The 24,981-nt window shown below is 71.9% G+C and carries 28 protein-coding genes and 1 pseudogene; 13 read left to right on the forward strand and 16 right to left on the reverse strand.

Annotated features, from left to right (window positions below):
- Positions 1-26: 26 nt before the first annotated feature.
- A pseudogene (locus OHQ87_RS01550) lies at positions 27-965 on the forward strand (ABC transporter ATP-binding protein); the annotation flags it as partial.
- Positions 966-972: 7 nt separating this feature from the next.
- Here the strand turns inward: OHQ87_RS01550 and OHQ87_RS01555 are convergent.
- The 3 genes from OHQ87_RS01555 to nadA all read right to left on the reverse strand — a co-directional run bounded on the left by OHQ87_RS01555 (position 973) and on the right by nadA (position 4,533).
- On the reverse strand, positions 973-1,578 hold the full coding sequence (locus tag OHQ87_RS01555; RefSeq protein WP_328344222.1) for a DUF3043 domain-containing protein: 606 nt from the start codon (positions 1,576-1,578) through the stop codon (positions 973-975).
- A gap of 159 nt (positions 1,579-1,737) precedes the next feature.
- Positions 1,738-3,093: a UDP-N-acetylglucosamine 1-carboxyvinyltransferase gene (gene murA / locus OHQ87_RS01560; protein WP_328344223.1), complete on the reverse strand. Its 1,356-nt coding sequence runs from the start codon at positions 3,091-3,093 to the stop codon at positions 1,738-1,740.
- A 240-nt stretch (positions 3,094-3,333) separates the two neighbouring features.
- Positions 3,334-4,533 (reverse strand): quinolinate synthase NadA, encoded by a 1,200-nt coding sequence (nadA, locus tag OHQ87_RS01565; protein WP_328344225.1) that lies wholly within the window; start codon positions 4,531-4,533, stop codon positions 3,334-3,336.
- A 94-nt stretch (positions 4,534-4,627) separates the two neighbouring features.
- Between nadA and OHQ87_RS01570 the strand changes: the two genes are divergently transcribed.
- From OHQ87_RS01570 to OHQ87_RS01585, 4 genes are all read left to right on the forward strand, one after another.
- Positions 4,628-5,764 carry a glycerate kinase family protein gene (locus tag OHQ87_RS01570; protein ID WP_328344228.1) on the forward strand — a complete coding sequence of 379 codons (1,137 nt, stop codon included), beginning with the start codon at positions 4,628-4,630 and terminating at the stop codon, positions 5,762-5,764.
- A 185-nt stretch (positions 5,765-5,949) separates the two neighbouring features.
- A complete protein-coding gene (erpA, locus tag OHQ87_RS01575; protein WP_091237771.1) occupies positions 5,950-6,318 on the forward strand; it encodes an iron-sulfur cluster insertion protein ErpA in 369 nt (122 codons plus the stop codon).
- 111 nt (positions 6,319-6,429) lie between these two features.
- Positions 6,430-7,407 carry a carbohydrate kinase family protein gene (locus tag OHQ87_RS01580; protein ID WP_328344231.1) on the forward strand — a complete coding sequence of 326 codons (978 nt, stop codon included), beginning with the start codon at positions 6,430-6,432 and terminating at the stop codon, positions 7,405-7,407.
- A complete protein-coding gene (locus OHQ87_RS01585) occupies positions 7,404-7,904 on the forward strand; it encodes an AAA family ATPase (protein WP_328344233.1) in 501 nt (166 codons plus the stop codon). The genes OHQ87_RS01580 and OHQ87_RS01585 overlap by 4 nt, the downstream gene beginning before the upstream one ends.
- Here OHQ87_RS01585 and OHQ87_RS01590 read toward each other — a convergent pair.
- Entirely contained in the window at positions 7,892-8,101 is a 210-nt protein-coding gene (locus tag OHQ87_RS01590) for a DUF397 domain-containing protein (protein ID WP_328344235.1), read from the reverse strand. The genes OHQ87_RS01585 and OHQ87_RS01590 overlap by 13 nt on opposite strands.
- Before the next feature lie 15 nt (positions 8,102-8,116).
- Positions 8,117-8,965, reverse strand: a complete 849-nt coding sequence (locus OHQ87_RS01595) for a helix-turn-helix domain-containing protein (RefSeq protein ID WP_328344237.1) — start codon at positions 8,963-8,965, stop codon at positions 8,117-8,119.
- A 103-nt stretch (positions 8,966-9,068) separates the two neighbouring features.
- On the opposite strand from OHQ87_RS01595, the gene OHQ87_RS01600 reads away from it, so the two are divergent.
- Positions 9,069-9,371: a hypothetical protein gene (locus OHQ87_RS01600; RefSeq protein WP_328344239.1), complete on the forward strand. Its 303-nt coding sequence runs from the start codon at positions 9,069-9,071 to the stop codon at positions 9,369-9,371.
- A gap of 4 nt (positions 9,372-9,375) precedes the next feature.
- Here the strand turns inward: OHQ87_RS01600 and OHQ87_RS01605 are convergent, their stop codons facing one another.
- Both OHQ87_RS01605 and OHQ87_RS01610 read right to left on the reverse strand, forming a co-directional pair.
- Positions 9,376-9,591, reverse strand: coding sequence for a sulfurtransferase TusA family protein (locus tag OHQ87_RS01605; RefSeq protein ID WP_328348707.1), 216 nt, complete (start codon positions 9,589-9,591; stop codon positions 9,376-9,378).
- 80 nt (positions 9,592-9,671) lie between these two features.
- Positions 9,672-10,823, reverse strand: a complete 1,152-nt coding sequence (locus OHQ87_RS01610; RefSeq protein WP_328344241.1) for a cysteine desulfurase family protein — start codon at positions 10,821-10,823, stop codon at positions 9,672-9,674.
- Positions 10,824-10,994: 171 nt separating this feature from the next.
- Here OHQ87_RS01610 and ctaC point away from each other — a divergent pair, with 171 nt between their 5' ends.
- Both ctaC and OHQ87_RS01620 read left to right on the forward strand, forming a co-directional pair.
- Entirely contained in the window at positions 10,995-11,966 is a 972-nt protein-coding gene (ctaC, locus tag OHQ87_RS01615) for an aa3-type cytochrome oxidase subunit II (RefSeq protein ID WP_328344243.1), read from the forward strand.
- Between the two features lie 10 nt (positions 11,967-11,976).
- Positions 11,977-12,405: a cytochrome c oxidase subunit 4 gene (locus tag OHQ87_RS01620; RefSeq protein ID WP_328344245.1), complete on the forward strand. Its 429-nt coding sequence runs from the start codon at positions 11,977-11,979 to the stop codon at positions 12,403-12,405.
- Between the two features lie 854 nt (positions 12,406-13,259).
- Here the strand turns inward: OHQ87_RS01620 and OHQ87_RS01625 are convergent.
- From OHQ87_RS01625 to OHQ87_RS01640, 4 genes are all read right to left on the reverse strand, one after another.
- Positions 13,260-13,469, reverse strand: a complete 210-nt coding sequence (locus tag OHQ87_RS01625; RefSeq protein WP_328344247.1) for a hypothetical protein — start codon at positions 13,467-13,469, stop codon at positions 13,260-13,262.
- 259 nt (positions 13,470-13,728) lie between these two features.
- Entirely contained in the window at positions 13,729-14,775 is a 1,047-nt protein-coding gene (gene trpD, locus OHQ87_RS01630) for an anthranilate phosphoribosyltransferase (RefSeq protein WP_328344249.1), read from the reverse strand.
- Between the two features lie 86 nt (positions 14,776-14,861).
- Positions 14,862-15,257, reverse strand: a complete 396-nt coding sequence (locus tag OHQ87_RS01635; protein ID WP_328344251.1) for a hypothetical protein — start codon at positions 15,255-15,257, stop codon at positions 14,862-14,864.
- Between the two features lie 176 nt (positions 15,258-15,433).
- Positions 15,434-16,501: a cytochrome c oxidase assembly protein gene (locus tag OHQ87_RS01640; protein WP_442930648.1), complete on the reverse strand. Its 1,068-nt coding sequence runs from the start codon at positions 16,499-16,501 to the stop codon at positions 15,434-15,436.
- Positions 16,502-16,610: 109 nt separating this feature from the next.
- Between OHQ87_RS01640 and ctaE the strand changes: the two genes are divergently transcribed.
- The 5 genes from ctaE to OHQ87_RS01665 all read left to right on the forward strand — a co-directional run bounded on the left by ctaE (position 16,611) and on the right by OHQ87_RS01665 (position 21,738).
- Positions 16,611-17,210: an aa3-type cytochrome oxidase subunit III gene (gene ctaE, locus OHQ87_RS01645; protein ID WP_328344253.1), complete on the forward strand. Its 600-nt coding sequence runs from the start codon at positions 16,611-16,613 to the stop codon at positions 17,208-17,210.
- 72 nt (positions 17,211-17,282) lie between these two features.
- Positions 17,283-18,116, forward strand: coding sequence for a cytochrome bc1 complex diheme cytochrome c subunit (gene qcrC / locus OHQ87_RS01650; protein ID WP_328344255.1), 834 nt, complete (start codon positions 17,283-17,285; stop codon positions 18,114-18,116).
- A 67-nt stretch (positions 18,117-18,183) separates the two neighbouring features.
- Positions 18,184-19,269: a cytochrome bc1 complex Rieske iron-sulfur subunit gene (qcrA, locus tag OHQ87_RS01655; RefSeq protein WP_328344256.1), complete on the forward strand. Its 1,086-nt coding sequence runs from the start codon at positions 18,184-18,186 to the stop codon at positions 19,267-19,269.
- Positions 19,266-20,891 carry a cytochrome bc1 complex cytochrome b subunit gene (gene qcrB / locus OHQ87_RS01660; RefSeq protein WP_328344257.1) on the forward strand — a complete coding sequence of 542 codons (1,626 nt, stop codon included), beginning with the start codon at positions 19,266-19,268 and terminating at the stop codon, positions 20,889-20,891. Before qcrA ends, qcrB begins: the two co-directional genes overlap by 4 nt.
- 166 nt (positions 20,892-21,057) lie before the next feature.
- Complete coding sequence (locus OHQ87_RS01665) at positions 21,058-21,738, forward strand: DUF4142 domain-containing protein (protein WP_328344259.1); 681 nt, start codon at positions 21,058-21,060, stop codon at positions 21,736-21,738.
- Between the two features lie 129 nt (positions 21,739-21,867).
- On the opposite strand, the gene OHQ87_RS01670 is transcribed toward OHQ87_RS01665, so the two are convergent.
- The 5 genes from OHQ87_RS01670 to OHQ87_RS01690 form a co-directional block, all read right to left on the reverse strand.
- The gene (locus tag OHQ87_RS01670; protein ID WP_067314680.1) at positions 21,868-22,155 is read right to left on the reverse strand and encodes an Lrp/AsnC family transcriptional regulator; all 288 of its coding nucleotides are present in this window, start codon (positions 22,153-22,155) and stop codon (positions 21,868-21,870) included.
- A gap of 110 nt (positions 22,156-22,265) precedes the next feature.
- Positions 22,266-22,877: a hypothetical protein gene (locus tag OHQ87_RS01675; RefSeq protein ID WP_328344261.1), complete on the reverse strand. Its 612-nt coding sequence runs from the start codon at positions 22,875-22,877 to the stop codon at positions 22,266-22,268.
- 110 nt (positions 22,878-22,987) lie between these two features.
- On the reverse strand, positions 22,988-23,500 hold the full coding sequence (locus tag OHQ87_RS01680) for a hypothetical protein (RefSeq protein ID WP_328344263.1): 513 nt from the start codon (positions 23,498-23,500) through the stop codon (positions 22,988-22,990).
- 23 nt (positions 23,501-23,523) lie between these two features.
- Complete coding sequence (locus tag OHQ87_RS01685; protein WP_328344265.1) at positions 23,524-24,384, reverse strand: sugar phosphate nucleotidyltransferase; 861 nt, start codon at positions 24,382-24,384, stop codon at positions 23,524-23,526.
- On the reverse strand, positions 24,381-24,902 hold the full coding sequence (locus tag OHQ87_RS01690) for an NUDIX hydrolase (protein ID WP_328344267.1): 522 nt from the start codon (positions 24,900-24,902) through the stop codon (positions 24,381-24,383). The genes OHQ87_RS01685 and OHQ87_RS01690 overlap by 4 nt, the downstream gene beginning before the upstream one ends.
- Positions 24,903-24,981 lie beyond the last annotated feature (79 nt).

Genomic DNA, 24,981 nt, shown 5'->3' on the forward strand with positions numbered 1-24,981 from the left:
TGGACGGGCTGCGCAAGGAGTTCACGGTACGGGTGAAGGCGGGCCGGCTGCGCCGCGAGAAGCGGACGGTCACCGCCGTGGACGGCATCGACCTGCGGGTGGAGCGGGGCGAGCTGCTCGGCTACATCGGCCCGAACGGCGCCGGCAAGTCGACCACCCTGAAGATGCTCACCGGGGTGCTGAGCCCGTCGGCGGGGCAGGCCCGGGTCTGCGGGCTGCGCCCGGTCGCCGACCGGACCCGGCTGGCGTTGCGGATCGGGGTGGTCTTCGGCCAGCGGTCCCAGCTCTGGTGGGATCTGCCGTTGGGTGACTCGTTCGACCTGCTGCGTCACCTCTACCGGGTGCCGGCCGGTGACCACGCCGCCCGGTTGCGCCGCTGTCGCGACCTGCTCGACCTGGACGCCTTCCTGGACACCCCGGTACGGCAGCTCTCGCTGGGGCAGCGGATGCGCGGCGAGCTGACCGCCGCCCTGCTGCACGGCCCGCAGGTGCTCTTCCTCGACGAGCCGACCATCGGGTTGGACGTGGTGAGCAAGCAGGCGGTCCGGGGGTTCCTGGCCGAGCTGGGCCGGGCCGGCGACACCACGCTGGTGCTGACCACCCACGACCTGGCCGACATCGAGCGGCTCTGTGCCCGGCTGGTGGTGGTCGACCACGGCCGGGTGGTGCACGACGGGTCGATCGCCGCCCTGCACGCCCGGTACGGCTCCCGCCGGCTGGTCGTCGCCGAGCTGGACGTCCCACTGGCGGCACCGCCGCAGCCGGTGGGGGCACCGCTGCACCGGGTCGAGGCCGACGGCCGACGGCTTGTCTACACGCTGGAGTCAGCCGGGGTGGCGGAGGTGGTGTCCGCGCTGGCCGGGGTGGCCGCACTGCGCGACGTCTCGATCGTCGAACCGGACATCGAGGACGTCGTGGCCCGGCTCTACCGGACCCCAGTCCCCGATCCGCGCGGCCCGGCTTGACCGTGGGTCAGATCCGTTCGCCGATCTTCACCCGGGGAGCCGGGGCACGCATCCGGCGGAAGGTGATCGACCGCATGATCGCGTAGAGGTAGAGCGAGCCCATCCGCTCCCCGCTGTTGGGGAAGCGCTCGCGTACCAGCTTCTTGATCCGGCGGGAGATGAGCACCGAGTCGATCAGCACGCCGAGCGCGAGCGCGCCCCACACCACGTTGGAGGCGAGCCGGATCGCCTGTGGCATCGCGGCGTTCGACCCGATCAGCACGATCAACGCGCCGCCGAAGAACCAGGTGCCTACCGTCCGCCGGGAGTCGACCACGTTGCGGGCCAGCAGCCGTTCCGGCCCCCGGTCCCGGGGGCCGCCCTCGAGGCGGAACTCGGCAGCGGCCTCGGTGCGCGCCTTGCGGCGCTGCTCCCGGGCCTCCTCCTTGGTCAGCGGCCGGGTCGGGCCGGCTGGCCGGCGACCGGCGACCGGCCGTTTCGGGGTCTCGACGCCCAGTTCCTTCTTGCTCGGGGTGTAGCCCCGGGGGCGCGCGGCGGATGGCTCCTCGGTCACCACGGCAGCGGTGGCGGAGGAGTCGGAGTCGGCAGGCTTGCGGCGAAACAGCGACGGCACGAGGTGAAGGGTAGCCACCCGACGGCGCCCGGTGCACATCACGGGTGCACCGGGCGCTCGGTGGAACGGGTCGGACGGGGTCACGGCTGCCGGCGGGAGCGGGCCGGACCCGGGGTCACGGGCCGCCCGGACCGGGGTCACCGGCGGCCCGGACCGGGGTTACGGGCGCTCGGTGTGGGCGCCGAGGCTGGCCAGCTTGGCCTCGAAGTCCTCGTAGCCCCGGTTGATCAGGTCGACGCCGTACACCCGGGAGGTGCCCTCGGCGGCGAGCGCCGCGATCAGGTGGCTGAACCCGGCCCGCAGGTCCGGGATGACCAGGTCGGCGGCGTGCAGCTTGCTCGGGCCGGCGATCACCGCGGAGTGCTTGAAGTTGCGGCGGCCGAACCGGCACGGGGTGCCGCCGAGGCAGTCCCGGTAGACCTGGATGTTGGCGCCCATCTTGTTCAGCGCCTCGGTGTAGCCCAGCCGCTGCTCGTAGACCGTCTCGTGGACGATCGACAGGCCCCGGGCCTGGGTCAGCGCCACCACCAGCGGCTGCTGCCAGTCGGTCATGAAGCCGGGGTGCACGTCGGTCTCCAGCGCCACCGCGTGCAGCTCGCCGCCCGGGTGCCAGAACCGGATGCCACCCTCCTGGCCCGGGTCGCTGAGCTTCGGCGGCCGGGCGTCGGTGACCTCGTACTCGCCGCCGACGGAGCGGAAGATGTTCAGGAAGGTCATCATGTCGGCCTGCTGCGCGCCGAGCACCTCGACGTGACCGCGGGTGGCCAGCGCCGCCGCCGCCCAGCTCGCCGCCTCGATCCGGTCCGGGATCGGGCGGTGGCTGTAGCCGTGCAGCCGCTTGACGCCCTGGATCTCGATCACCCGGTCGGTGTGCACCTTGATGATCGCGCCCATCTTCTGCAGGATGCAGATCAGGTCGATGATCTCGGGCTCGACGGCGGCGTTGCGCAGCTCGGTGACGCCCTCGGCCATCACCGCGGTCAGCAGCACCTGCTCGGTCGCGCCGACGCTCGGGTACGGCAGGGCGAACTTGGTGCCGTGCAGCCCGTTCGGCGCGGACAGGTGCAGACCCTCGGGGGTCTTCTCCACAGTCGCGCCGAACTCGCGCAGCGCCTGGAGGTGGAAGTCGATCGGGCGGGGGCCGATGTGGCAGCCACCCAGGTCGGGGATGAAGGCGTGGCCGAGCCGGTGCAGCAGCGGGCCACAGAACAGGATCGGGATCCGGCTGGATCCGGCGTGCACGTTGATCTGGTCGGTGCTGGCGCTCTCGACGTTGGACGGGTCGAAGACCAGCTCGCCGTCCTCGGTGCCGTCGGTCACCTTCACCCCGTGCAGGCCGAGCAGCCCGCGGACCACCTCGACGTCACGGATCTTGGGGACGTCGAACAGCCGGCTGGGCGAGTCGCCCAGCAGGGCCGCGACCATCGCCTTGGAGACCAGGTTCTTCGCGCCGCGCACGCGGATCCGCCCTTCGAGCGGAGTACCTCCGTGTACGACCAGGACGTCGTCCGTCAACGCAACCTCCAGCGCGTGTCAGGTGGTGCCGGGTGAAAGTCGATGGTGGGGCATGCTGTCCAGCTGTCCGGTTCGAGCTGTCAGCTACCCGGAGCGGGGCCGGCTCAAAACGGTCCCCCGTGGTACGTCGCCCCGGCAGCATAGCCCTCCGTGACGAAATGGGAATCGGTCACCGCACGGGTTAGGGAACGAACCGGGGAATCCGGTACGTTTCCGTACCTCGGTGGTGACCTTAGGTGATCAGGTGGCGGCGGGCGGCGGGGTGTCGGCACCCGGCAGCGCGAGCATCTGGTCCAGCGCCACCCGGGCGTGGTGCGCGGTGTCCGCGTCGACGGTGATCTGGTTGACCACCCGGCCGGCGACCAGCTCCTCCAGCACCCAGACCAGGTGCGGCAGGTCGATCCGGTTCATCGTGGAGCAGTAGCAGACCGCCTTGTCCAGGAACATGATCTGCTTGTCCGGGTGGGCCAGCGCCAGCCGGCGGACCAGGTTCAACTCGGTGCCGACCGCCCAGGCCGAGCCGGCCGGGGCCGCCTCGATCGCCTTGATGATGTACTCCGTCGAACCGACCTGGTCGGCGGCGGTGACCACCTCGTGCCGGCACTCCGGGTGCACCAGCACGTTGACCCCGGGCACCCGGGTCCGGACGTCGGTGACGCTGTCCAGGGTGAACCGGCCGTGCACCGAGCAGTGCCCGCGCCACAGGATCATCTTCGCGTCGCGCAGCTGCGCGGCGGTGAGCCCACCGTTCGGCTTGTGCGGGTCGTAGAGCACGCAGTCGTCCAGCGAGTAGCCCATCTCCAGCACCGCCGTGTTGCGGCCCAGGTGCTGGTCGGGCAGGAACAGCACCTTGGAGCCCTGCGCGTACGCCCAGTCCAGCGCCCGCTTCGCGTTCGACGAGGTGCAGACCACGCCGCCGTTACGGCCGACGAAGCCCTTGATGTCCGCCGAGGAGTTCATGTACGTCACCGGCACGGTGTCCGCCGCGACGCCCAGGTCGGTCAGCACCTCCCAGGCCCGCTCGACCTGCGACAGCACCGCCATGTCGGCCATCGAACAGCCGGCCGCCAGGTCGGGCAGGATCACCCGCTGCGCGTCGGTGGTGAGGATGTCCGCGCTCTCGGCCATGAAGTGCACACCGCAGAAGACGATGTACTCCGCGTCCGGGCGGGCCGCCGCCTCCCGGGCCAGCTTGAACGAGTCGCCTGTGACGTCGGCGAACTGGATCACCTCGTCGCGCTGGTAGTGGTGGCCGAGGACGAACACCTTCGTGCCCAGCGCGGCCTTCGCCGCCGTCGCCCGGGCCACCAGGTCCGGGTCGCTCGGCGCCGGCAGGTCTCCCGGACACTCCACGCCACGTTCGGTGGCGGGGTCGCTGCCGCGGCCGAGGAGCAGCAGCGCGGTCGCCGTGTTGGAGGGTTCCACCCAGGTCGAAGTCACGCCTTCATGGTCCCACAGCGGGCCGCCCGCACGACCGCTGCCGGTGTGGGCTGCCACACTGCTCCGCCCCGATGTGGCCTGCCACACTCTGGGCATGCGCGTGCTGCTCTGTCCGGACAAGTTCGCCGGCACCCTCGAGGCCCCCGAGGTGGCGGCCGCCGTCGCCGCCGGCTGGCGCGAGGTGGCCGACGCGGACGAGCTGCTGATCCGTCCGCTCGCCGACGGCGGGCCGGGCTTCGTCACGGTGCTCGCCGACGCACTCGCCGGCCGGCGGATCCCGGTGCCGACCGTCGACCCGCTGGGCCGCCCGGTCGGTGGTGAGATCCTGCTCACCGCCGACGGCGTCGGCTACCTGGAGAGCGCCCAGGCGTGCGGGCTGCACCTGCTGGCCGCCGCCGAGCGGGACCCGAAGGCCACCACCTCGTACGGCCTCGGCGCGCTGGTCACCGCCGCCGTCGAACACGGGGCCCGGACGGTGGTGATCGGGCTGGGCGGCTCCGGCACCAACGACGGCGGGGCCGGCCTGTTCGCCGCCCTCGGCGCGACCCCGCTCGACGACGCCGGTCGGGCCCTGCCGTACGGCGGTGCGGCGCTGACCGCCGTCGACGCCCTCGACGGGGTGCCCCGGCTGCGCGGGGCCACCCTGGTCGCCGCCACCGACGTGGACAACCCGCTGCTCGGCCTGCACGGTGCGAGCAGCGTCTACGGCCCGCAGAAGGGCGCCGACCGGGCCGACGTGCTGCTGCTCGACGCCGCGCTGGAGCGCTGGGCGGCGGTGCTGGAGCGGGATCTGCCCGGCTGCCCGCCCGGCCTGGGTGTGCTGCCCGGCGGCGGCGCGGCCGGCGGCCTCGGCGCGGCGATCCTGGCCCTCGGCGGGCGCTGCGAATCCGGCATCGACCTGGTCGGCCGGGCGATCGGGTTGGACGCCGCGCTCGACGACTGCGATCTGGTGATCACCGGGGAGGGGTCGTTCGACCACCAGTCGCTGCGCGGCAAGGTGGTCGCCGGGGTGGCCGGGGCGGCCCGCGACCGGGGGGTGCCCTGCGTGGTGCTGGCGGGCCGGGTGAGCACCGGCCGGCGGGAGGCCGCCTCGGCCGGGGTGACCGAGGCGTACAGCCTGGTGGAACACTTCGGCGGCGAGGAACGCGGCGGGGTGGCGGCGGCGATGGGCCGACCCGCCGAGGGGCTGCGCGCGCTCGGTGCCCGGCTGGCCCGCCAGTGGAGCCGCTGACCGGGCAAGCAGGTGGCAGGGTCGGGCGTGGGTCGGGCGTGGGTGGCCCGGGGCGGCGATCACGCCGGCCGGGTGGGGTCGGCCGGGGCGGCGTACCATCGGAGCTGGACCACACCGGGAATCACTGGGCGACGCGTGCTGTTGACCAGGGTGTCCGGACCCATACCGCGCAGGGAGATTTCCACGTGACCACGCCAGCGCAGACCGACTCGACCGAGGCCCAGGCCCCTACTTCCGTCGTCCTCACCGACGTCGCGGCGCAGAAGGTCAAGGCCCTGATCGAGCAGGAGGGCCGCGACGACCTGCGGCTCCGGGTCGCGGTGCAGCCGGGTGGCTGCTCCGGCCTGCGGTACCAGCTCTTCTTCGACGAGCGCTCGCTCGACGGTGACGTCGTCACCGACTTCGACGGCGTCGGCGTCGTGGTCGACCGGATGAGCGCCCCCTACCTGTCCGGGGCGACCATCGACTTCGCCGACCGGATCGACGCCCAGGGCTTCACCATCGACAACCCCAACGCGGGCAGCTCCTGCGCCTGCGGCGACTCGTTCAGCTGAGTCGCGATCCGTCGCGTCCGAGGGGGCCGTCCCGGCACGGGACGGCCCCCTCGTCGTGCGCGTCGGACCGGTAGGCTGACCCGCGCCGTGCTCCCGACCCCGAGGGTTGACATGAAGATCGCCGTGACCGGCTCGATCGCGACCGACCACCTGATGAGCTTCCCGGGTCGCTTCGCCGACCAGCTCATCGCCGACCAGCTGCACAAGGTGTCGCTCTCCTTCCTGGTGGACGACCTGGTGTTGCGCCGGGGTGGGGTGGCCGCCAACATCGCCTTCGGCATGGGGCAGCTCGGGTTGAGCCCGGTCCTGCTCGGCGCGGTGGGCGCCGACTTCGCCGACTACCGCTCCTGGCTGGAGCGGCACGGCGTGGACTGCGACTCGGTGCACGTCAGCGAGGTGGCGCACACCGCCCGCTTCGTCTGCACCACCGACACCGACATGTGCCAGATCGCCTCGTTCTACGCGGGCGCGATGAGCGAGGCCCGCAACATCGAGCTGGGCCCCGTCGCGGACCGGCTCGGCGGCCTGGACCTGGTCCTGGTCAGCGCGAACGACCCCGAGGCGATGATCCGGCACTCCGCCGAGTGCCGGGACCGCGGCTACGCCTTCGTCGCCGACCCGTCCCAGCAGCTCGCCCGGATGGACGGCGCGGACGTCGTCTCGCTGATCGACGGCGCCGAGTACCTGATGACCAACGACTACGAGAAGTCGCTGCTCCAGAGCAAGGCCGACCTCACCGACGCCCAGCTCCTGGAGCGGGTGAAGGTCCGGGTCACCACGCTGGGCAAGGACGGCGTCGAGATCGCCGGCCGGGGGGTGGAGCCGTTCCGGGTGCCGGTCGTCCGGGACGCCCGTGCCGTCGACCCGACCGGGGTCGGCGACGGCTTCCGGGCAGGTTTCTTCGCCGCCCTGTCCTGGGGGCTCGGTCTGGAACGCGCCGCCCAGGTCGGTTCGCTGCTGGCCGCCCTGGTCCTGGAGACCGTCGGCACCCAGGAGTACGACGTACGCCGCGACCTGTTCGTCAAGCGGCTGGCCGAGTCGTACGGGGACGACGCCGCCGAGGACGTTCGGCAGCACCTGGTGCCATGACGCAACTCCTGGTCGTCTTCGCCGGCCTGCCCGGGGTGGGCAAGAGCACCCTCGCCGGGCAGGTCGGCGTGGCGCTGGGTGCCCCGGTGCTGCCGGTCGACCCGATCGAGCGGGCGCTGGCCCGGCACGGGCTGACCGGCCACGGTTCGGGCCTGGTCGGCTATGACGCGCTGGCCGGGCTGGCCGAGGTGCAGCTCGGGCTGGGGACCAGCGTGGTGGTCGACGCGGTGAACCCGGTGGCCGGCGCGCGGGGGCTCTGGCTCGACCTGGCCGCGCGGGCCGGGGTGCCGCTGCGGCTGATCGAGGTCTACTGCGGTGACGAGGCGCAGCTGCGCCGCCGGGTCGAGGCCCGGCACGGGGCCGACCCGCTCGCCCCGACCTGGGAGCAGGTCCGACAGCGCGGCGAGGAGTACGAGCCGCTGATCGGCCCCCGGCTGGTGGTCGACACCACCATCGCGATCGACCCGCTCCCGGCGATCCTGCGTTACCTGGCCTGACCGGGGGAGCGGACCGGGGCGGCGGCGACGAACGCCGACCACTGGTGCGCCGGGAAGAACAGCACCGGGCCGCAGGGGTCCTTGCTGTCGCGTACCGCCATCAGGTCGGGCAGGACAGCGCACTCGACGCAGTCGCCGTTGTTGGTGCTGCGGCTGCTGGTGAACCACTGGGCGGTGGCGAGGTCGGGGGTGCGCACGGTGGCCTCCGGGGGCTAGTCCGCGCCGGCCAGCTCCCTGATCAACGCGCGCGACTCGGCGGGCGAGAGGGCGACCTGGCGCAGGTTGTCTGCCACCATGCTATAGGTCCGGACACCGTCCGGGTCCTGCACGTACATCGCCCCGTCGAGCACCTCGGTGTAGGCGATCGGCCGGACGTTGGCGAAGTCCAGCAGGACGAACTTGCCGATCGCGCCGGCGGCGTGCGGGCCGTCCTCGGGGCGGAGCACCTGCACGGTGACGTTCGGCAGCTCTGACATGGTGGCCAGGTGCCGGAGCTGCGCCCGCCGGGTCTCGTCGCCGTTGACCCGCAGCCGCAGCGCCGCCTCACCGATCACCGCGTGCAGGGTGAGCGGGTCGTCGTCGGTGAGCCGGCGGGCGCGGGTCTGCCGGAAGGACACGAAGCGCTCGGCGTGGTCGGGGCGGACGAACCCGGTGCCCAGGGTCAGCGCCTGGGCGTACTCCTCGGTCTGGAGCAGGCCGGGGATGACCATCGACTCGAACACGAACGCGCCGTCGGCCAGCCCTTCCAGCCCGACGTACGTCTTGAACCAGTCCGGCATCACCGCAGCCCAGGGCGCCCACCAGGTCTTGGCGTCGGAGCGGCCGGCCAGGGCGGTCAGCCGGTCGATCGCCGGCTGGTCGGCCCCGCAGGCGCGGAGCACGGCCGAGATGTCCTCGGGGAACTGCTGGTAGCGGCCGGTCTCCATGTGACCGAGCTTCGGCTTGCCGATGCCGGTGCTGGCGGCCAGTTCGGTCAGCGTCATCGGTGCCTCGCGGCGGTACCGACCCAGCTCGGCACCGATCAGCCAGCGCAGCGCGGACGGATCCGTTCGCCTACCCATGATTGCCTCCAGATTCGTGTACCGACGAGAACATCATGGCGACAGGCCTTCCAAAGAGCAAGGATCGCGGCTATACGTATAGCAACGACTCTTGGAGGTGGTCATGTCCGACCCCGTGCTCCCGCCGCTCGGTACGCCCGAGGAGTTCCACCAGATGCTCGTCGACCTGGCGAACGAGTTCGCCCCACGCCGGTTCGCGATCGGTGAGGAGCACGGCGACCGGATCGACGGAGGGATCCTCGCCTGGGGCCTGGCGTTCCCCGACCGGGCACTGCTCTGCGGCGACCAGCAGGTTCCGGTCGGGCGTTTCGCCACCGCCGAGAGCGCGCTGCGGCTCCTCAGCCGCACCGGTCGCCGCCTCCGGCTGATCTGGATCGACGCGAGGCCGGTCGACACCCGCGTCTGACGGATCAGCGGGTGCGGCGTACCTCGTAGCCCGGTCCGTCGGGGACGGCGGCGACGAACTCCTGGCCGCGCATCCGGCACCAGGCGGGGATGTCCACGGCGGCGGCCGGGTCGTCGGCGAGCACCCGCAGCACCGCGCCGATGGGCAGCTCGGGCAGCCGACGGGCCAGCGCGATCACCGGCAGCGGACACCGCTGCCCCCGACAGTCCAGCACCTCCACCGCCCCGGCCCTGTCGCCGCCCGCCCCGGCCCTGTCGCCGCCCGCGCCGGCCGGGGCGTCGTCCGGCCCGGTCGGGGTGGTCACAGGCCCACCACGCCGGCGTCGGCGCGCAGCTCGGCGACGATCCCGGGCAGCTCGGCGAGGAACCGCCCGACGTCCGCCTCGGTGGTGTCCCGGTGCAGCGAGACCCGGACGTTGCCGTGCGACAGCACCCCCATCGCCTCCAGCACGTGCGACGGGCGCAGCGTCGAGGACGTGCAGGAGGAACCGGAGGAGACGGCGAAGCCGCGCCGGTCCAGCGCGTGCAGCAGCACCTCGCCGTCGACGTACAGGCAGGAGAAGGTCACCAGGTGGGGGAGCCGGTCGACCGGGTCGCCGACCACCTCCACGTCCGGCACCTCGGCGGCGACCCGGGCCCGGATCAGGTCCACCAGCGGGGTCAGCCGGGCCGCCTCGGCCGCCGCGTCGGCCGCCGCCGCGCGCAGACTCGCCGCCGCCGCCACCACCGCCGGCAGGTTCACCACCCCGGGGGTACGCCCGAGCTCCCGCTCGTCGGCCGGCCACGGCGACTCCCAGCGGGTGCCCTTGCGGACGACCAGCAACCCGACGCCGGGCGGACCGCCCCACTTGTGCGCGCTGGCGGTCAGCACCGACCACCCGTCCGGCACCGGCACCCGGCCGACCAGTTGGGCCGCGTCCACGTAGAGCGGCACCCCGGCGGCGGCGCAGGCGGCGGTGGCCCCGGCGACCGGCTGGACGGTGCCCACCTCGTGGCTGGCCCCGATCAGCGCCGCCAGCGCCACCCCGGGGGAGTGCACCGCCGTCGACCAGGCGGCAAGGTCGAGCCGGCCGAGCCGGTCCACCGGTACGGAGGTCGCGGTGCCGCCGGTCGCCACGTGCCGTTCGGCGGCGTGCAGCACCGCCGAGTGTTCGATCGCCGAGTGCACCAGGGTGTCGCCGCTGCGCTGCCGGCCGGCCAGGCCACCGAGCACGGCGGAGTGCGCTGCGTGCGTACCGCTGGGGGTGAAGGAGAGTTCGTCGGGGCGGACGCCGAGGGTGGCGGCGGTGGCCTCGCGGGCCGCGTCGAGGAGTTGGGCGGCCCGGCGGGCCCGGCTGTAGAGGCGGGCGGGGTCGGCCCAGCCGTCGTCGAGGGCCGCCAGCAACGCCTGCCGGGCGACCGGGTGCAGCGGCGCGGCGGTGGCCGCGTCCAGGTAGACCGGGTGGGCACTCACGGCTGATGACGCTATCGCGTCAGGATCGGCAAGATCCCCCCGATGGGGTCGGACAGCGACCCCAAGACGGTCGAGCCCGCCATGGTCGAGTAATCTGCGACCGTCGGTGACGCCTTTGCCGTCGGTGCTGATGGAAAGCCCCACCGCGGCGCGCTAGGGAGGCAGGACCAGGTGGTCGCAAGGAGTTCGGAGGTACGGCCGTCGGCCGTACGGCACAGCGCTTCCCCCGGAGCCGGTGAGCGTCGGCGGCGTGGTGCTGGCCGGCTCGCCGGGCTCGGTCTCGGCGGAGCTGCGCTGCTGGTTCTGCTCACCGGGTGTGACGTCGGCCGCTCGGTCGACGGCTTCGGCTGGCCGCAGGGCGGCATCACCCCCGAAGCGCACCGGATGTACGACCTGTGGATCGCCTCCTGCATCGCCGCCCTGGCGGTCGGTGTCTTCGTCTGGGGCCTGATCTTCTGGTGCGTGGTGCGCTACCGCAAGCGCGGCAACGAGCTGCCGGTGCAGACCCGTTACAACCTGCCGATGGAGTTCCTCTACACCATCGCGCCGATCCTGATCGTCTCGGTCCTCTTCTACTACACGGCGGTGGTCCAGACCGACGTGGTGCGGACGACGAAGAACCCGGATGTCACCGTCGAGGTCGTCGCCTTCAAGTGGAACTGGCAGTTCAACTACCGCGACGGCCAGGGCACCGAGGCCAACACCGTGGCGTCGGTGCTGGGCACCAGCGAGGTCATCCCGGTGCTGGTGCTGCCGACCGACCGGTCCATCCGGTTCGAGGAGACCAGCCGCGACGTCATCCACTCCTTCTGGGTGCCGGAGCTGCTGTTCAAGCGCGACGTGATGCCCGGCAAGATCCGTAACGTGTTCGAGGTCTCCAAGCTGGAGTCCGAGGGCGCGTACGTGGGCCGCTGCGCCGAGCTGTGCGGCAGCTACCACGCCTTCATGAACTTCGAGCTGCGGGTGGTCTCCCCCGAGGCGTACGACCAGTTCCTGGCGGCCAAGCGGGACGGCAAGTCGACGCAGGAGGCGCTGACCGCCATCGGCCAGGACCCCTACGCGAAGACCACCCAGCCGTTCGACACCCGTCGCAACAAGGACAACTTCAACCCGGACGGCGCGTCCGCGGGCGCGGGAAACTGAGGTATCCGGCATGAAGACCGAGTGGCGTATCTTCCTCATCATCGCCGGGTTCCTCTTCGGCGCGACGATCCTCTACGGCGCCTGGACGTACGGCGACTCCGGCGGCCAGGTCGAATGGGTCGGCACGGTGGCCCTGCTGCTGTCCTTCCTGCTCTGCGCGATGTGCGGTGGCTTCTTCTGGTTCGTCTCCCGCCGCATCGACCTGCGCCCCGAGGACCGGCCGGACGGCGAGATCGCCGACGGCGCGGGCGAGATCGGCTTCTTCAGCCCCGGCAGCTACTGGCCCTTCGGCTTGGCGCTGGCTGCCGCGCTCGCCGGCCTGGGTCTGGTGTTCTGGCAGTTCTGGCTGCTCGGACTGGGTTTGGTGTTGGTCATCTTCGCCGCCTGTGGCCTGCTCTTCGAGTACTACTCCGGTACCCGCCGCACCGCCGAGCACTGACCCCCGCTCGCCCCGTCGCGCACCGGTCCCGCTTGTCCTGCTCGCCCCGTCGCGCACCGGTCCGAACTTCGGACAGGCCCGCCTCCCACCTGGGAAGCGGGCCTGTTTTCGCTGTCCCGCAAGATGATCGACTCCGGTGGGTCGACGTAGCGGTATCCCCGTGACGTGATGCCGCTGTTTCGGCTCACGCGAGTGGATCAACCACACCTCGCGCGCGGCGTCTCGAAGACTGCGGGGTAGGGAGTACTCGTTCGCGTCCTGTAGAGCTGATGACGTAAACGACTCAGCAGCAACCACGGGATCCGTTAGGCGTGCCGCTGTCCGTGGGTGCACCCTGCCGTGCTGCGGGGCCCTTCCGCGCCGGTCCGGGAGACTGATGCGCGCCGGCCCGGTGGAATATGGGAGAGCATCACGGGATCGACGGTCAGGAACCCATCGCCAGGCGGGTGATGCGTCTACGTCATCAGGTCCAAAGGACGCGAGTGTGGTCCCATCACCTGGCCGGAACACGCAGGTCGCAGGCGACCGTCGCGCCCGAGTGCTGTCGATCGGCGACAGGCACCGGTCGATGGCGACGCCGAAAGAAGCACGGTGCGCCGGTTGATATCACTGTCGACCCGACCACCGGACGGGCGCCGACCGAGCACGAGCGGTCGGCAGGAATGGTGCACAGTGGGGTGCCCCGGCTCGCAGGCGCGAATCAGTGGCCGGGGCGGTGCGCCATCGTTGTGGCGGTCGGACGGGGACCGAGGGGGCCGGGAGCCAGTTTCGGCGGCGTGGCGGCGTGGCGGGACCGAGGTGGGCCGGGAGCCAGTTAAGGCGGCGTGGCGGGACCGAGGGGGCCGGGGAGCCAGTCAGGCGGCGTGGCGACCGGGCGCTGGCGGGCGGCGACGACGGCTGGCCAGGCGGGTGGCCTGGAAGGCGAAGGTCGCGATCAGCACCGCCGTGCCGCAACCGGTGCAGAGCAGTTCAGGGCAGTCGACGCCGTGACCATCGGGGCACGGCGGCATCTCGAACGGCTGGACGCCTTCACAGGTGTCGCAGTAGAGCTCGCGGTCCGACACGGGCGTCTCCTCTCGCTCCGGAACCCGCCGATGGACATCGCCGCCATCACCGGAAACGGAAAATTACTCCCATGTAGTTTCCCACGCCCCTACGACACTTCCCCGCCACCCCGCCACCCCGCCACCCCGCCACCCCGCCACCCCGCCACCCCGCCACCGTGGCACCGGGCCTGTGCGCCACTGGTCATCCCGCCATGCCGCACCCCCGGCGCTGGGCGCGCGGGGTGGGCGGGGCAGGTGGGTGGGCGGAGGGAGTGGGTCAGAGGGAGCGGGCGACGTCGACCCAGCGGTCCAGGACCGCCGCTGCCGCCCCCGAGTCGACTGACTCCGCGGCGCGGGCCATGCCGGCGCGTACCGCCTCGGTGAGGTCGCCGTCCAGCGGGGTCTGGGTGGCCAGCGCGACGGCGGCGTTGACCAGGACGGCGTCGCGTACCGGACCGGTCCCGCCGGCCAGCAGCCGGTGGGCCACTGCGGCGTTGTGCGCGGCGTCACCGCCCCGCAGGTCGGCCAGGGTGGCCCGGGGTACCCCGAGATCGGCCGCGTCCAGCACGGCCTCCCGTACGGTGCCCTGCTGGGCCACCCAGACCCGGGTGGGCGCGGCGGTGGTGAACTCGTCCAGGCCGTCCTCGCCGCGCATCACGATTACCGAGTCGCCCCGGCGAGCGAAGACCTCGGCCATCACGGGGGCCATCCGGGCGTCGAAGCAGCCGACCGCGCCGGCGTGTGGCCGGGCCGGGTTGGTCAGCGGGCCGAGGAAGTTGAACGCGGTCGGCACGCCGATCTCCCGGCGGACCGGGCCGGCGTGCCGGTACCCGGGGTGGAACCGGGGCGCGAAGCAGAAGCCGATGCCGGCCTCGGTCACGCACCGGGCCACCTGCTCGGGGCCCAGATCCAGCGGTAGGCCGAAGAACTCCAGCAGGTCGGCGGTGCCGCACAGCGACGAGGCGGCCCGGTTGCCGTGCTTGACCACCGGGACGCCGGCACCGGCCACCACCAGTGCGGTCATGGTCGAGATGTTGACCGTGTGGGCGAGGTCACCCCCGGTGCCCACCACATCGATCGCGGTGCGCCGCAGCTCCTCCGGCAGGGTCACCGGCACCGAGTTGTCGAGCATCGCCTCGACCAGACCGGCCAGTTCGGCCGAGGTCTCACCCTTGGCGCGTAGCGCGACCGCGAAACCGGCGATCTGCGCCGGGCCGGCGGCACCGGCCATGATCTCGTTCATCGCCCAGGTGGTGTCGGCGGTGGACAGCTCGTCGCCGCGCAGCAGCGCGTTGAGCAGGTGCGGCCAGGTCCGTTCGCCCATGATGGGCCTCCCGAGCGGGCGTGGGGGTGCGGGTGGACGGTGCGCCCGTCACCCCGGGCGCCTGGGCGCCGCCGAGTGCGTCCGACTCAGGCGGCGGCGTGCGTACGCAGCAGCTCGGCGACCGTGGTGCCGGTGGTCACCGGGTCGAGCGGGTGCATCAGCACGCCGTCGACCTGCGCGTACGAGGCGAGCCATCGGTCGGCGGCACGGGCGATGACCACGCAGGTGGGCGGGGCGTCCTCCCGGTCGTCCTTGATCTGACGGGCGATGCCCAGGCCACCGCCGGGGCTGGCCTCGCCGTCGAGCAGCATCAGGTCGATCTCGTAGTCGTCGACCAGCCGGACACAGCCGAAATAGTCGGACGCCTCGACGAACTCGATCTTCAGCCCGGGCGCGGGGCGGGTGCCGACGGCCAGCCGCATCCGGTCCCGGACCTGCGCGTCGTCGCTGTAGAGCAGGACGGTGCAGAGACGCTCGCTCATGCCGACACTCCGCTTCGCTCCGTGCCGTGATGAGGCACCGTCGCACTGAGCCTGACTCGCTCGCTGCGCACACTCATGGGCTGTACTCCTCGTTGCTGCCCGCTGATCCTACCGGGCGGTGTGGCGTACCCGACATCCCGCCTGCCGGCTCCCGGCGGACCGGCCGTCGCGGCAGCTCAGAGCGGGTTTCCGGGGGTCGCGGCGGTGGCGGCCGGCGGACCTGCCGGCGGGGTGGTCCCTGCGTCGGGACTGGCGGTGGCCACGGCGGCGGGGGTGGCGGCGGTGAGGATGGCGTCGGCCTCGGCGGCGCGGTCGCGGGCCTCCTGCCGGTCCAGCTCGCGGTCCACCCGGCGGGCCTCCCGCTCGGACTGCTTGACCCACTGCACCACCAGCACCGCGATCATCGTCACACTGACGAACTCGCCGCCGGCCCAGAGGATGCCCCCGGCGACCACCTGGTCGTTGCGCGGGTCTGACCAGGCCAGGCCGAGCGACGGGTACCAGTCGCCGCCGAACAGGGTGGTGCTCTGCATGATGGTGAGCCCGAGCACGGTGTGGAACGGCACCGACAGCAGCATCAGCAGCGCCCGCGCCGGGTACGGCCAGCGGCCGGGCAGCGGGTCCAGGCCGAGCAGCGGCCAGAAGAAGACGCAGCCGGTCATGATGAAGTGCGCGTGCACCAGCTCGTGCGCCCAGGCGTGTTCGAGGGTGTAGCGGTACAGGTCGGTGAAGTAGAGCGCGAACGGGTTGACCACGAAGATGGTGAACGCCACAAGCGGGAAGCTGTAGACCCGGGCGATCCGGCTGTGCACGACCGCCAGCAGCCGTTTGCGGGGGCCGACCGGCAGGGTGCGCAGGGCCAGGGTGACAGGTGCGCCCAGGGCCAGGAAGATCGGCGCGATCATCGACAGCACCATGTGCTGCACCATGTGCACCGAGAGCAGGGCGGTGTCGTAGGCGTGCAGCCCGCTGACCGTGACCGCGGCGATGCCGCCCAGGCCCGGCCCGAGGAAGCAGACGGTACGCACGACCGGCCAGCGGTCCCCGCGCAGCCGCAGCCGGTAGACCCCGTAGAGGTAGAGGCCGGCGGCGAGGACCAGGCCCAGGGCGAGCCAGCTGTCCAGCCGGGTCTCGGTGAAGACCCGGGTGATGTCGAACGGCGGCGGTACCTCGACGCCGCCCGCCGCGAGGCTGGTGGGCGGGGTCGCCGAGGTGGCGGCGAAGATCGAATCGACGTGCAGCACGCTTTTCAGGCTAGGCCAGGCGAACCGGACCTCCACGATCGGGCCATCCCTCACCCGGGTTTTGGCCCCCCGCTGATCGCCCGCCCCGGTCAGGGGCAATAATGACCGCGTGACTGCGGCCCCAGCCATTGACAAGAGCCGGATCCACTCTCTGACGCGGCCCAACATGGTCAGCGTCGGGACGATCGTGTGGCTCTCCAGCGAACTCATGTTCTTCGCGGCGCTGTTCGCGATGTACTTCTCGATCCGCGCGGCGGCGCCGGAGCAGTGGGAGAAGCACACCGAGGTACTCAACATCCCCTATGCGACCACCTTCACGGTGATCCTGGTGCTGTCCTCGGTGACCTGCCAGCTCGGTGTCTTCGCGGCCGAGAAGGGTGACGTCCACGCCCTGCGGCGCTGGTTCACGCTCACCTTCGTGATGGGCCTGATCTTCGTGCTCGGCCAGGCGAACGAGTACCTCACCCTGGTCCACGAAGGCGTGAAGATCAACGAAGACGGTTACGGGTCGATGTTCTACCTGACCACCGGCTTCCACGGCCTGCACGTGACAGGCGGTCTCATCGCCTTCATCATCTTCATGGTCCGCACCACCATGGGCCGGTTCACCCCCGCCCAGGCCACGTCGGCGATCGTCGTGTCGTACTACTGGCACTTCGTCGACGTCGTGTGGATCGGGCTCTACGCCATGATCTACTGGCTTCAGTGATCTTGGCGTGTCACGTTCCGCGCCGCTGCTCCGTCCCCTGAGACAAGGTCCAACCGGTTAAGGACACAGGTCATGACTTCTGACAACGACCGCCGACGCGGTCTGCTCGCGCGCCTGCGCGGGCGGCCCGCGGCGCGCAGCAGGGGCCGCCGCCGGCTGGGCGCGGCGTTCCGGCTGATCGCCGCGCTGACGCTGGCCGGCGGCGCCTACACCGTCTTCGCCCCGGGCGTGCAGGCGCAGGAAAACCCGCCGCTGACCGGTGCCGCGGCCGAGGGCCGGGCCCTGTTCGACGTGAGCTGCGTGACCTGCCACGGCCGTAACGCCCAGGGCGTCGAGGGTCGTGGCCCGAGCCTGATCGGTGTCGGCTCCGCCTCGGTGGAGTTCCAGGTGGGCAGCGGCCGGATGCCGATGGCCCGGCAGGAAGCGCAGGCCATGCGCAAGCCGCCGGTCTTCACCGACGAGCAGGTTCGCCAGCTCGGCCAGTACATCCAGGAGCTCGGCGGCGGCCCGCAGGTCCCGCAGGGCAACCTCCGCGAGGGCGCCAACCTGGCCACCGGCGGCGAGCTGTTCCGGATCAACTGCTCGCAGTGCCACGCCTTCGGTGGTGGCGGCGGCGCGCTCTCCTCCGGCAAGTACGCCCCGAGCCTGGCGCCGGCCAGCGACGCGCAGATCTACGCCGCGATGCTCAGCGGCCCGCAGAACATGCCGGTGTTCGGCGACAACCAGATCACCCCGGAGCAGAAGGCGGACATCATCGCCTACATCCAGGAGTCGCTGAAGGCCGACCAGGACCAGGGCGGTTTCAACCTCGGCCGGTACGGCCCGTCCACCGAAGGTCTGGCGATCTTCCTGGTGGGCATCGTCGCGCTGGTCTTCGCGAGCCTGTGGATTGCGGGCAAGTCGTGACCGACCGGATCGTCAACAGCATTGCCGTGGTGCCGGGCGCCGGCACCGCCCGTAGCGAGGTGACGGCATGAGCACCCAGACCGAGCAGCACGCCCCGCAGGGTCGGGAGCCGCTCGACGTCCACGACCCCCGACTCTCCCGGTTCGACATCGTCACCGAGGGGGCCCGGCGGGACGACATCGAGATCGTCCACTACGAGGAGCAGGTCGTCCCGGGCAGCAAGGCCGAGCGCCGGCTGACCCGTACGGTCGCGGCGATGTTCCTGCTCACCGGCCTGGCCGCCACCGCGTTCCTGGTCGTCTACATCTGGTGGCCCTGGGAGTACGAGCCGGGCCGTGGTGGCGACAAGTGGTACACCCCGCTGCTCGGCCTCACCCTGGGCCTCGCCCTGCTCGGCGTCGGCTTCGGCATCCTCACCTGGGGCAAGAAGCTGCTGCCCAAGGAGGTCTCGATCCAGGACCGGCACGACGGTCCCGGGTCCCAGGAGGACCGGAAGATCACCGGTGAGACCATGCGGTACCTCGCCGACGAGATGGGGGTACGACGTCGTCCGCTGCTCGGCGTCTCGCTGGTCGCCGGTCTGCTGCCGGTCGGTGCGGTCGCGGCGGCCCCGCTGGTCGGTGGCCTGATCTCCAACCCGCACAAGAACAACCAGATGTTCACCACCGGCTTCGCGCCGGCCGACGGCAAGAAGATCCGGCTGGTCCGCGAGGACGGTCGGCCGATCCGCCCGGCCGACGTCAGCGCCGGCGGTCAGCTGACCGTCTTCCCCGGCATCGAGCACGGCGTGAGCAACAAGCACGCCGACTCGCCGACGCTGCTGATCCACCTGCGGGAGACCGACGCGGAGAAGTCCCGGCAGGCCAACTCGCGGGTCGGTCACGGTGACTTCATGTGGGGCAACTACGCGGCGTACTCCAAGATCTGCACCCACGCCGGCTGCCCGGCGAGCCTCTACGAGCAGCAGACCAACCGGCTGCTCTGCCCGTGTCACCAGAGCCAGTTCCTGATCACCGACAACGCCCGCCCGGTCTTCGGCCCGGCGAGCCGGCGGCTTCCCCAGCTGCCGATCGAGGTGGACGAGGAAGGCTTCTTCGTGGCGAAGTCCGACTACACCGAAACCGTCGGCCCCGACTTCTGGGAGCGGCCATGAAGCGCCGAAAGTTTGACGTAGCAGCGGTGCCGGGCAAGGCCGCCGGGGGAGTGGACGACCGCTTCCAGGTCGCCACCCCGTTACGCAAGCTGCTCAACAAGGTCTTCCCGGACCACTGGTCGTTCCTGCTCGGCGAGATCGCGCTCTTCTCGTTCGTCGTGCTGCTGCTGACCGGTGTCTTCCTGACCTTCTTCTACGAGCCGGCGATGACCGAGGTGGTCTACAACGGCAGCTACGCCCCGCTGCGGGGCACCCCGATGTCCGCCGCGTACGCCTCCAGCCTCGACATCTCGTTCGATGTCCGGGGTGGTCTGATCATGCGGCAGATGCACCACTGGTCCGCGCTGCTGTTCATGGCCGCGATCGTGGTGCACATGATGCGGGTCTTCTTCACCGGCGCGTTCCGCAAGCCGCGGGAGACCAACTGGATCATCGGCTCACTGCTGTTCTGGGTCGGCTTCCTGGCCGGCTTCTCCGGCTACTCCCTGCCGGACGACGGTCTGTCCGGCACCGGTCTGCGGATCGCCTCCGGCATCATGCTGTCGATCCCGGTGGTCGGCTCCTGGGTCACCTCGTCGATCTTCGGTGGCGAGTTCCCCGGTGAGATCATCATCAGCCGGTTCTTCATCGCCCACGTGCTGCTGATCCCGGGTCTGCTGGTCGCGCTGATCAGCGCCCACCTGGGCCTGGTGTTCAAGCAGAAGCACACCCAGTGGCCCGGCCCCGGCCGGACCAACGACAACGTGGTCGGCGAGCGGATGTTCCCCCGCTACGCGCTCAAGCAGGGCGGCTTCTTCATGGTCGTCTTCGGCGTGATCGCGCTGATGGGTGGTCTGTTCCAGATCAACCCGATCTGGTACTTCGGCCCGTACGAGGCATGGGTGGTCTCGGCCGCCAGCCAGCCCGACTGGTACGTCATGTTCCTCGACGGCTCGACCCGGCTGATGCCCGCCTGGGAGATCAACATCCCGATCGGCGACGGGTACGTCATCCCGCCGCTGTTCTGGCCGACTGTCGTGCTGCCGGGCATCCTGGTCGGGCTCTCCACGCTCTACCCGTTCGTGGAGGCACGGCAGCTCAAGGACCACCGGCACCACAACCTGCTGCAACGGCCCCGGGACGTCCCGGCCCGGACGGCGGTGGGCGCGATGGCGGTCGCCTTCTACATCGTGCTGACCCTCTCCGGTGCCAACGACGTGATCGCCGACAAGTTCCACATCAGCCTGAACGCGATGACCTGGGCGGGCCGGATCGGCCTGCTGGTGATCCCGCCGCTGGCGTACTACGTCGCGTACCGGATCTGCCTCGGGCTCCAGCAGCACGACCGGGAGGTGCTGGCCCACGGTGTGGAGACCGGCATCATCCGGCGCCTGCCCGACGGCCGGTTCGAGGAGATCCACCAGCCGCTCAGTGCGACCGACGACCACGGACACGCCGAACTGGACTACGTCGGCTGGGTGGTACCCAAGAAGATGAACCGGCTCGGGGCGCTCGGCCCGGCGATCCGGGGCTTCTTCTACCCGATCGAGAAGCCGGTCGAGGCGCCGGTCTCGCCGGGGCACCCGCCTGTGGAACCCCGCCCGGAGCGGGAGGAGATCGGCAGCGGCGAGTCCCGCCGCTGACCTCCCCGATCCGTTCGACCGAGGCGCCCGCCGGAATCCTCCGGCGGGCGCCTCGTCCGTTTCCCGGGCAGGCGGGCCGGAGTGACCGGACCCCAATGGGTGGAAGCACAGGATTAACCCCCGCCAGTCGGGTATCCGTGCGGTCCAACGGAAACGGGGAGGGAACATGTTGGGTATCAAACGCCTGGGACTGCTGGCCACGCTGGTGGTGGTCGGTCTGGCGCCCGCGGCCACCGCGCAGGCCGCTGCACAGCCGTCGGCGCAGGACACCCAGTACCTGCAGGCGGTGCACCAGGTGAACCTGGCGGAGATCGTCACCGGGAACCTGGCCCAGAAGAAGGGGCAGAACGAGCAGGTCAAGCAGTTGGGGCAGCAGTTCGTCACGGATCACACCCAGCTCGACCAGACGGTGCAGAACACCGCGCAGCAGCTGAACGTGACCCTGCCGAACGCGCCGACGGCCGACCAGCAGAAGGTGATCGACAAGCTCAACGGCCTCAACGGCGCCGCGTTCGACAAGGCGTGGGTGACCGCTGAGCTGGCCGGTCACGTGCAGGCCATCCAGGCCACCCAGACCGAGATCTCGCAGGGTTCCGAGCAGTCGGTGGTCCAGCTGGCGCAGGACGCGCTGCCGGTGTTGCAGGCGCACTACGACGCGCTGGTGGCCCTGGCCCAGGAGTTGGGCATCCCGGTCCCGCAGACCAGCGCCAGCGGCACCGCGAGCCCCGGTGGCAGCGGCACGCCGGCCCCGGGTGGCACCACGGAGTCCCCGGCACCGGGTGGCACCAGCACCGAGTCCCCGGCTCCGGGCGGCCCGACCGAGACGCCCGCGCCAGGCAACAGCTGACGTCTCGTACCACCTGATGGTGGCCGGTCCCCAGCGGGCCGGCCACCATCGTGCGCGCCGGTTGCCGGCGGTGTGGGCCGGTTGCCGGCGGCATGGCCGGTCGGTGCCGGCGACCGCCGGCGGTGCGGGTCAGTCGGCGCTGGCCAGACCGATCGCGAACGCCTCCTCCAGGTCGTGCTGGGAGTAGGCACGGAAGGCGATGTGCGACTCGGTGCCGAGCACCCCGGGCACCTTGGAGATGCTGCCCGCGATGACCTGGGCGATCTGCTCGAACTCCCGGACCCGGACGATGGCGATCAGGTCGACGTGCCCGGCCACCGAGTAGACCTCGCTGACTCCGGGCAGGTTGGCCAGGTTCTCGGCCACCTCGGGGATCGAGTCGGTGGCGCAGTCGATCAGGACGATCGCGGTGATCACTTGACGATTCTCCGTTCGTCGTGCCCGGCGCGATGCCGGCCTGGCGTCGCTGACCATGCTAGTGCCGCACCCCCGGCGTCTCCCGGTCGTCCCCGCCCGGGCGGCGCGGGTCAGAGCAGCATGGTGCGCGGGTCGGCGGCCATGGCGCGCAGCCAGCCGGCGGCCTCCGCCGCCCCCGGGCAGCGGGCGGTGTCCAGCGCGGCGGCCAGGGCGTACATCTCGGGAGGTGGGATGAGCAGGCCCTCCCGGCTGCGCAGCCCCAGCTTGACCGTGCCTGTGTCGGCGCTGACGGTGAGCACCGGCGTCCGGGTGACCGCGCCGGTGGCGACCAGCCCGCCGTCGCTGGACACGCCGGTCTGCGCGATGGCCGCGGCGCGGAGTGTCACCGACCGGGCGGCCCGCAGGTCGACGGTCCGGGCGGCGAGGTTGACCACGGTGAGCCGGCTGCCCTCCAGCCGGGCCCCGGCCCGGACGATGCTCGTCACCAGCAGGCCGATGAGGAGCATGACGAGCCCGGCCACCAGGAGCGCGACGAGCGCCGGTACCGCCGGGTTGCCCCCGGTGTCGCCGACCGACGCGTTCAGGCCGGTCCCGGCGACGGCGCCGACACATCCGCAGCCGATCGTCAAGATGGTGCCCAGCACCAGCAACGAGACGATCCGGCTGGTGCGGCTGGACTGGTAGCCGACCGACAGGGCGATCCGGGGCGGGTGCGGTTGCATGGTGGTGATTGTGGCAGCGGTGATCAATCTCCGCCGGGTACGGCCGCCACCGTCCGGGGCGATCAGGATGTCGTCGCCGGCGGCGTGCAGGTTGTTTCGGGTCGGGGTCGTCAGAGCATGGTGCGGGGACCCGCCGCGACGGCGCGCAGCCAGCCTGCCGTCTCCGCCGCGCCGGGGCAGCGGGCCGTGTCGAGTGCGGCGGCCAGCGCGACCAACTCGCCGGGCGGGAGGAGAACCCCCTCCCCGCTGCGCAGAATGAGCTTGACGGTGCGGGCGTCCGTGGTGACGGTGAGCAGCGGCGTCCGCTTGACGGAGCCGGTGGCGCGCAGCGACACCGACCGGGCGGCCCGCAGGTCGACGGTCCGGGTGGCGACGTTGACCACGGTGAGCCGGCTGCCCTCCAGCCAGCCCCCGGCCCGAAGGATGCTCCTCATCAGCAGGCCGTAGAAGAGCATGACGGGCGCGGCAACCAGGAGCCCGGCGAGCACCGACCTGGCGGTGACGCCGCAGAGACCGCCGCAGGTGATCGTCAGGACGACACCCAACATCAGGAACGCGACGACGGCGCGGGTGCCCGACTGGTATCCGACCGACAGCGTGATCCGGGGCGCGAGCGGTTGCATGGCGGCGATTGTGGCAGGATTGGTCAATGACCTCCGGGAACGGTCGTCACGGTGAGGCCTTCGCCGGCCCGGATCGCGTCGCGGAGCCGTTCGTCCGGGCCGACCGTCGCGCCGGGCCAGACCACCACCCGCTCCACGTCGCCGCGCACCACCGCGCCCGCACCGACCACCGCGCGCCGTGCCCGGCCCGTCACGGTGGCGTCCGGGGCGACCAGGGTGTCGTCGCCGGCGGCGTGCAGGTTGGCCGCCAGGTAGTCGGCCGGGGTGCCAGTGTCGAAGAACGTGCCGGGGTACGCCACCACGGTCAGCTCACCGGCCGCCTCCGCCGGCCGCCACACCGTGCGGACCAGGTCGCCGAAGCTGGCCGGCAGTTCGCGTACCCGGTGCCAGGGCAGCAGTGAGAAGCCGGTGAAGACGTGCCCGTCGAAGGTGCCGGGGGCGGCCGGGTCCGGAGCGGGCCGGCCGAGCAGCCGTACGGAGCGGAAGTCCCAACCGGCCAGCAGCGCCGCGACGTCCGGGCCGGGGGCTGCCCCGGGATCGGCCAGGTAGGCGTCGGCGTTGCCCACCAGCACCCCCCGGCCGGCGATCCAGTCCCGCAGGTTGCCCAGGCCACCGGCGGTGCCCAGCGGATCACCCGGCTCCACCGACAGGTGCGCCCGGTCGCCGACGTGCGTCACCACCTGGTCGGCCAGGTAGCAGGCGTTCACCGCCACCCGGTCCGGCCCGGTGAACCCGAGGCCGGCGAGCCGTTCCAGCGCCCGGTCCAGCAGCGGCACGTTGCCGACCGGGCAGAGCGCCTTGGGTACCCCTGCGGTGAGCGGGCGCAGCCGGGTGCCCTCGCCGGCGGCGAGCACCACCGCGCACAGGCCCTCCGGCGCGCTCACGTCGTGGGCTGGCCGGCCTGCGGCCCGATGCCGTAGTGGCCGAGCAGGTTGGCGGTGGCCCGGCTCAGCCGGGGCAGGTCGTCGAGCGGGTGCCAGGCCGCCTCGAAGACCTCCGCGCCGTCCACCTTCAGCGTGGTGCCGGCGGCCGGCACCTCCGCCTCGAAGACCATGTCCACCCAGCCCCGGGTGTGCACCAGGGCGTTCGGCACGGCCGGGCGGAGCTGCTCCGGGGGGAGCCGCACGCCGGACTCCTCGTGCAGTTCCCGGGCCGCGCCGACGACAGGGGTCTCACCGCGCTGGAGCAGCCCGGCGGGCAGCGTCCAGCTGTGCCCGGGGGGCTGGCGCAGCAGCAGGATCCGGCCCGCCCCGTCGGCCTCGCTGTCCCGGACCAGGGTCACCGCGCCGACGACGTACTTCGGCCCGGCGAGCCGGACCAGGCGGCGGCGCACCGTGACCGGCAGCCGGTAGAAGACCTTGTAGGCGACGGCCCGGCCGGTGGCGCGGGAACGGAGGATCATGGCTTCAGGCTAGGCCGTCGGCGCGCTGCCGTGGGATGCGGGGCGACCGGTCACCCGGGCAGGGCGACCAGCCGCACCG

It is taken from the genome of Micromonospora sp. NBC_00421, assembly GCF_036017915.1.
Taxonomy (GTDB): Bacteria; Actinomycetota; Actinomycetes; order Mycobacteriales; family Micromonosporaceae; genus Micromonospora.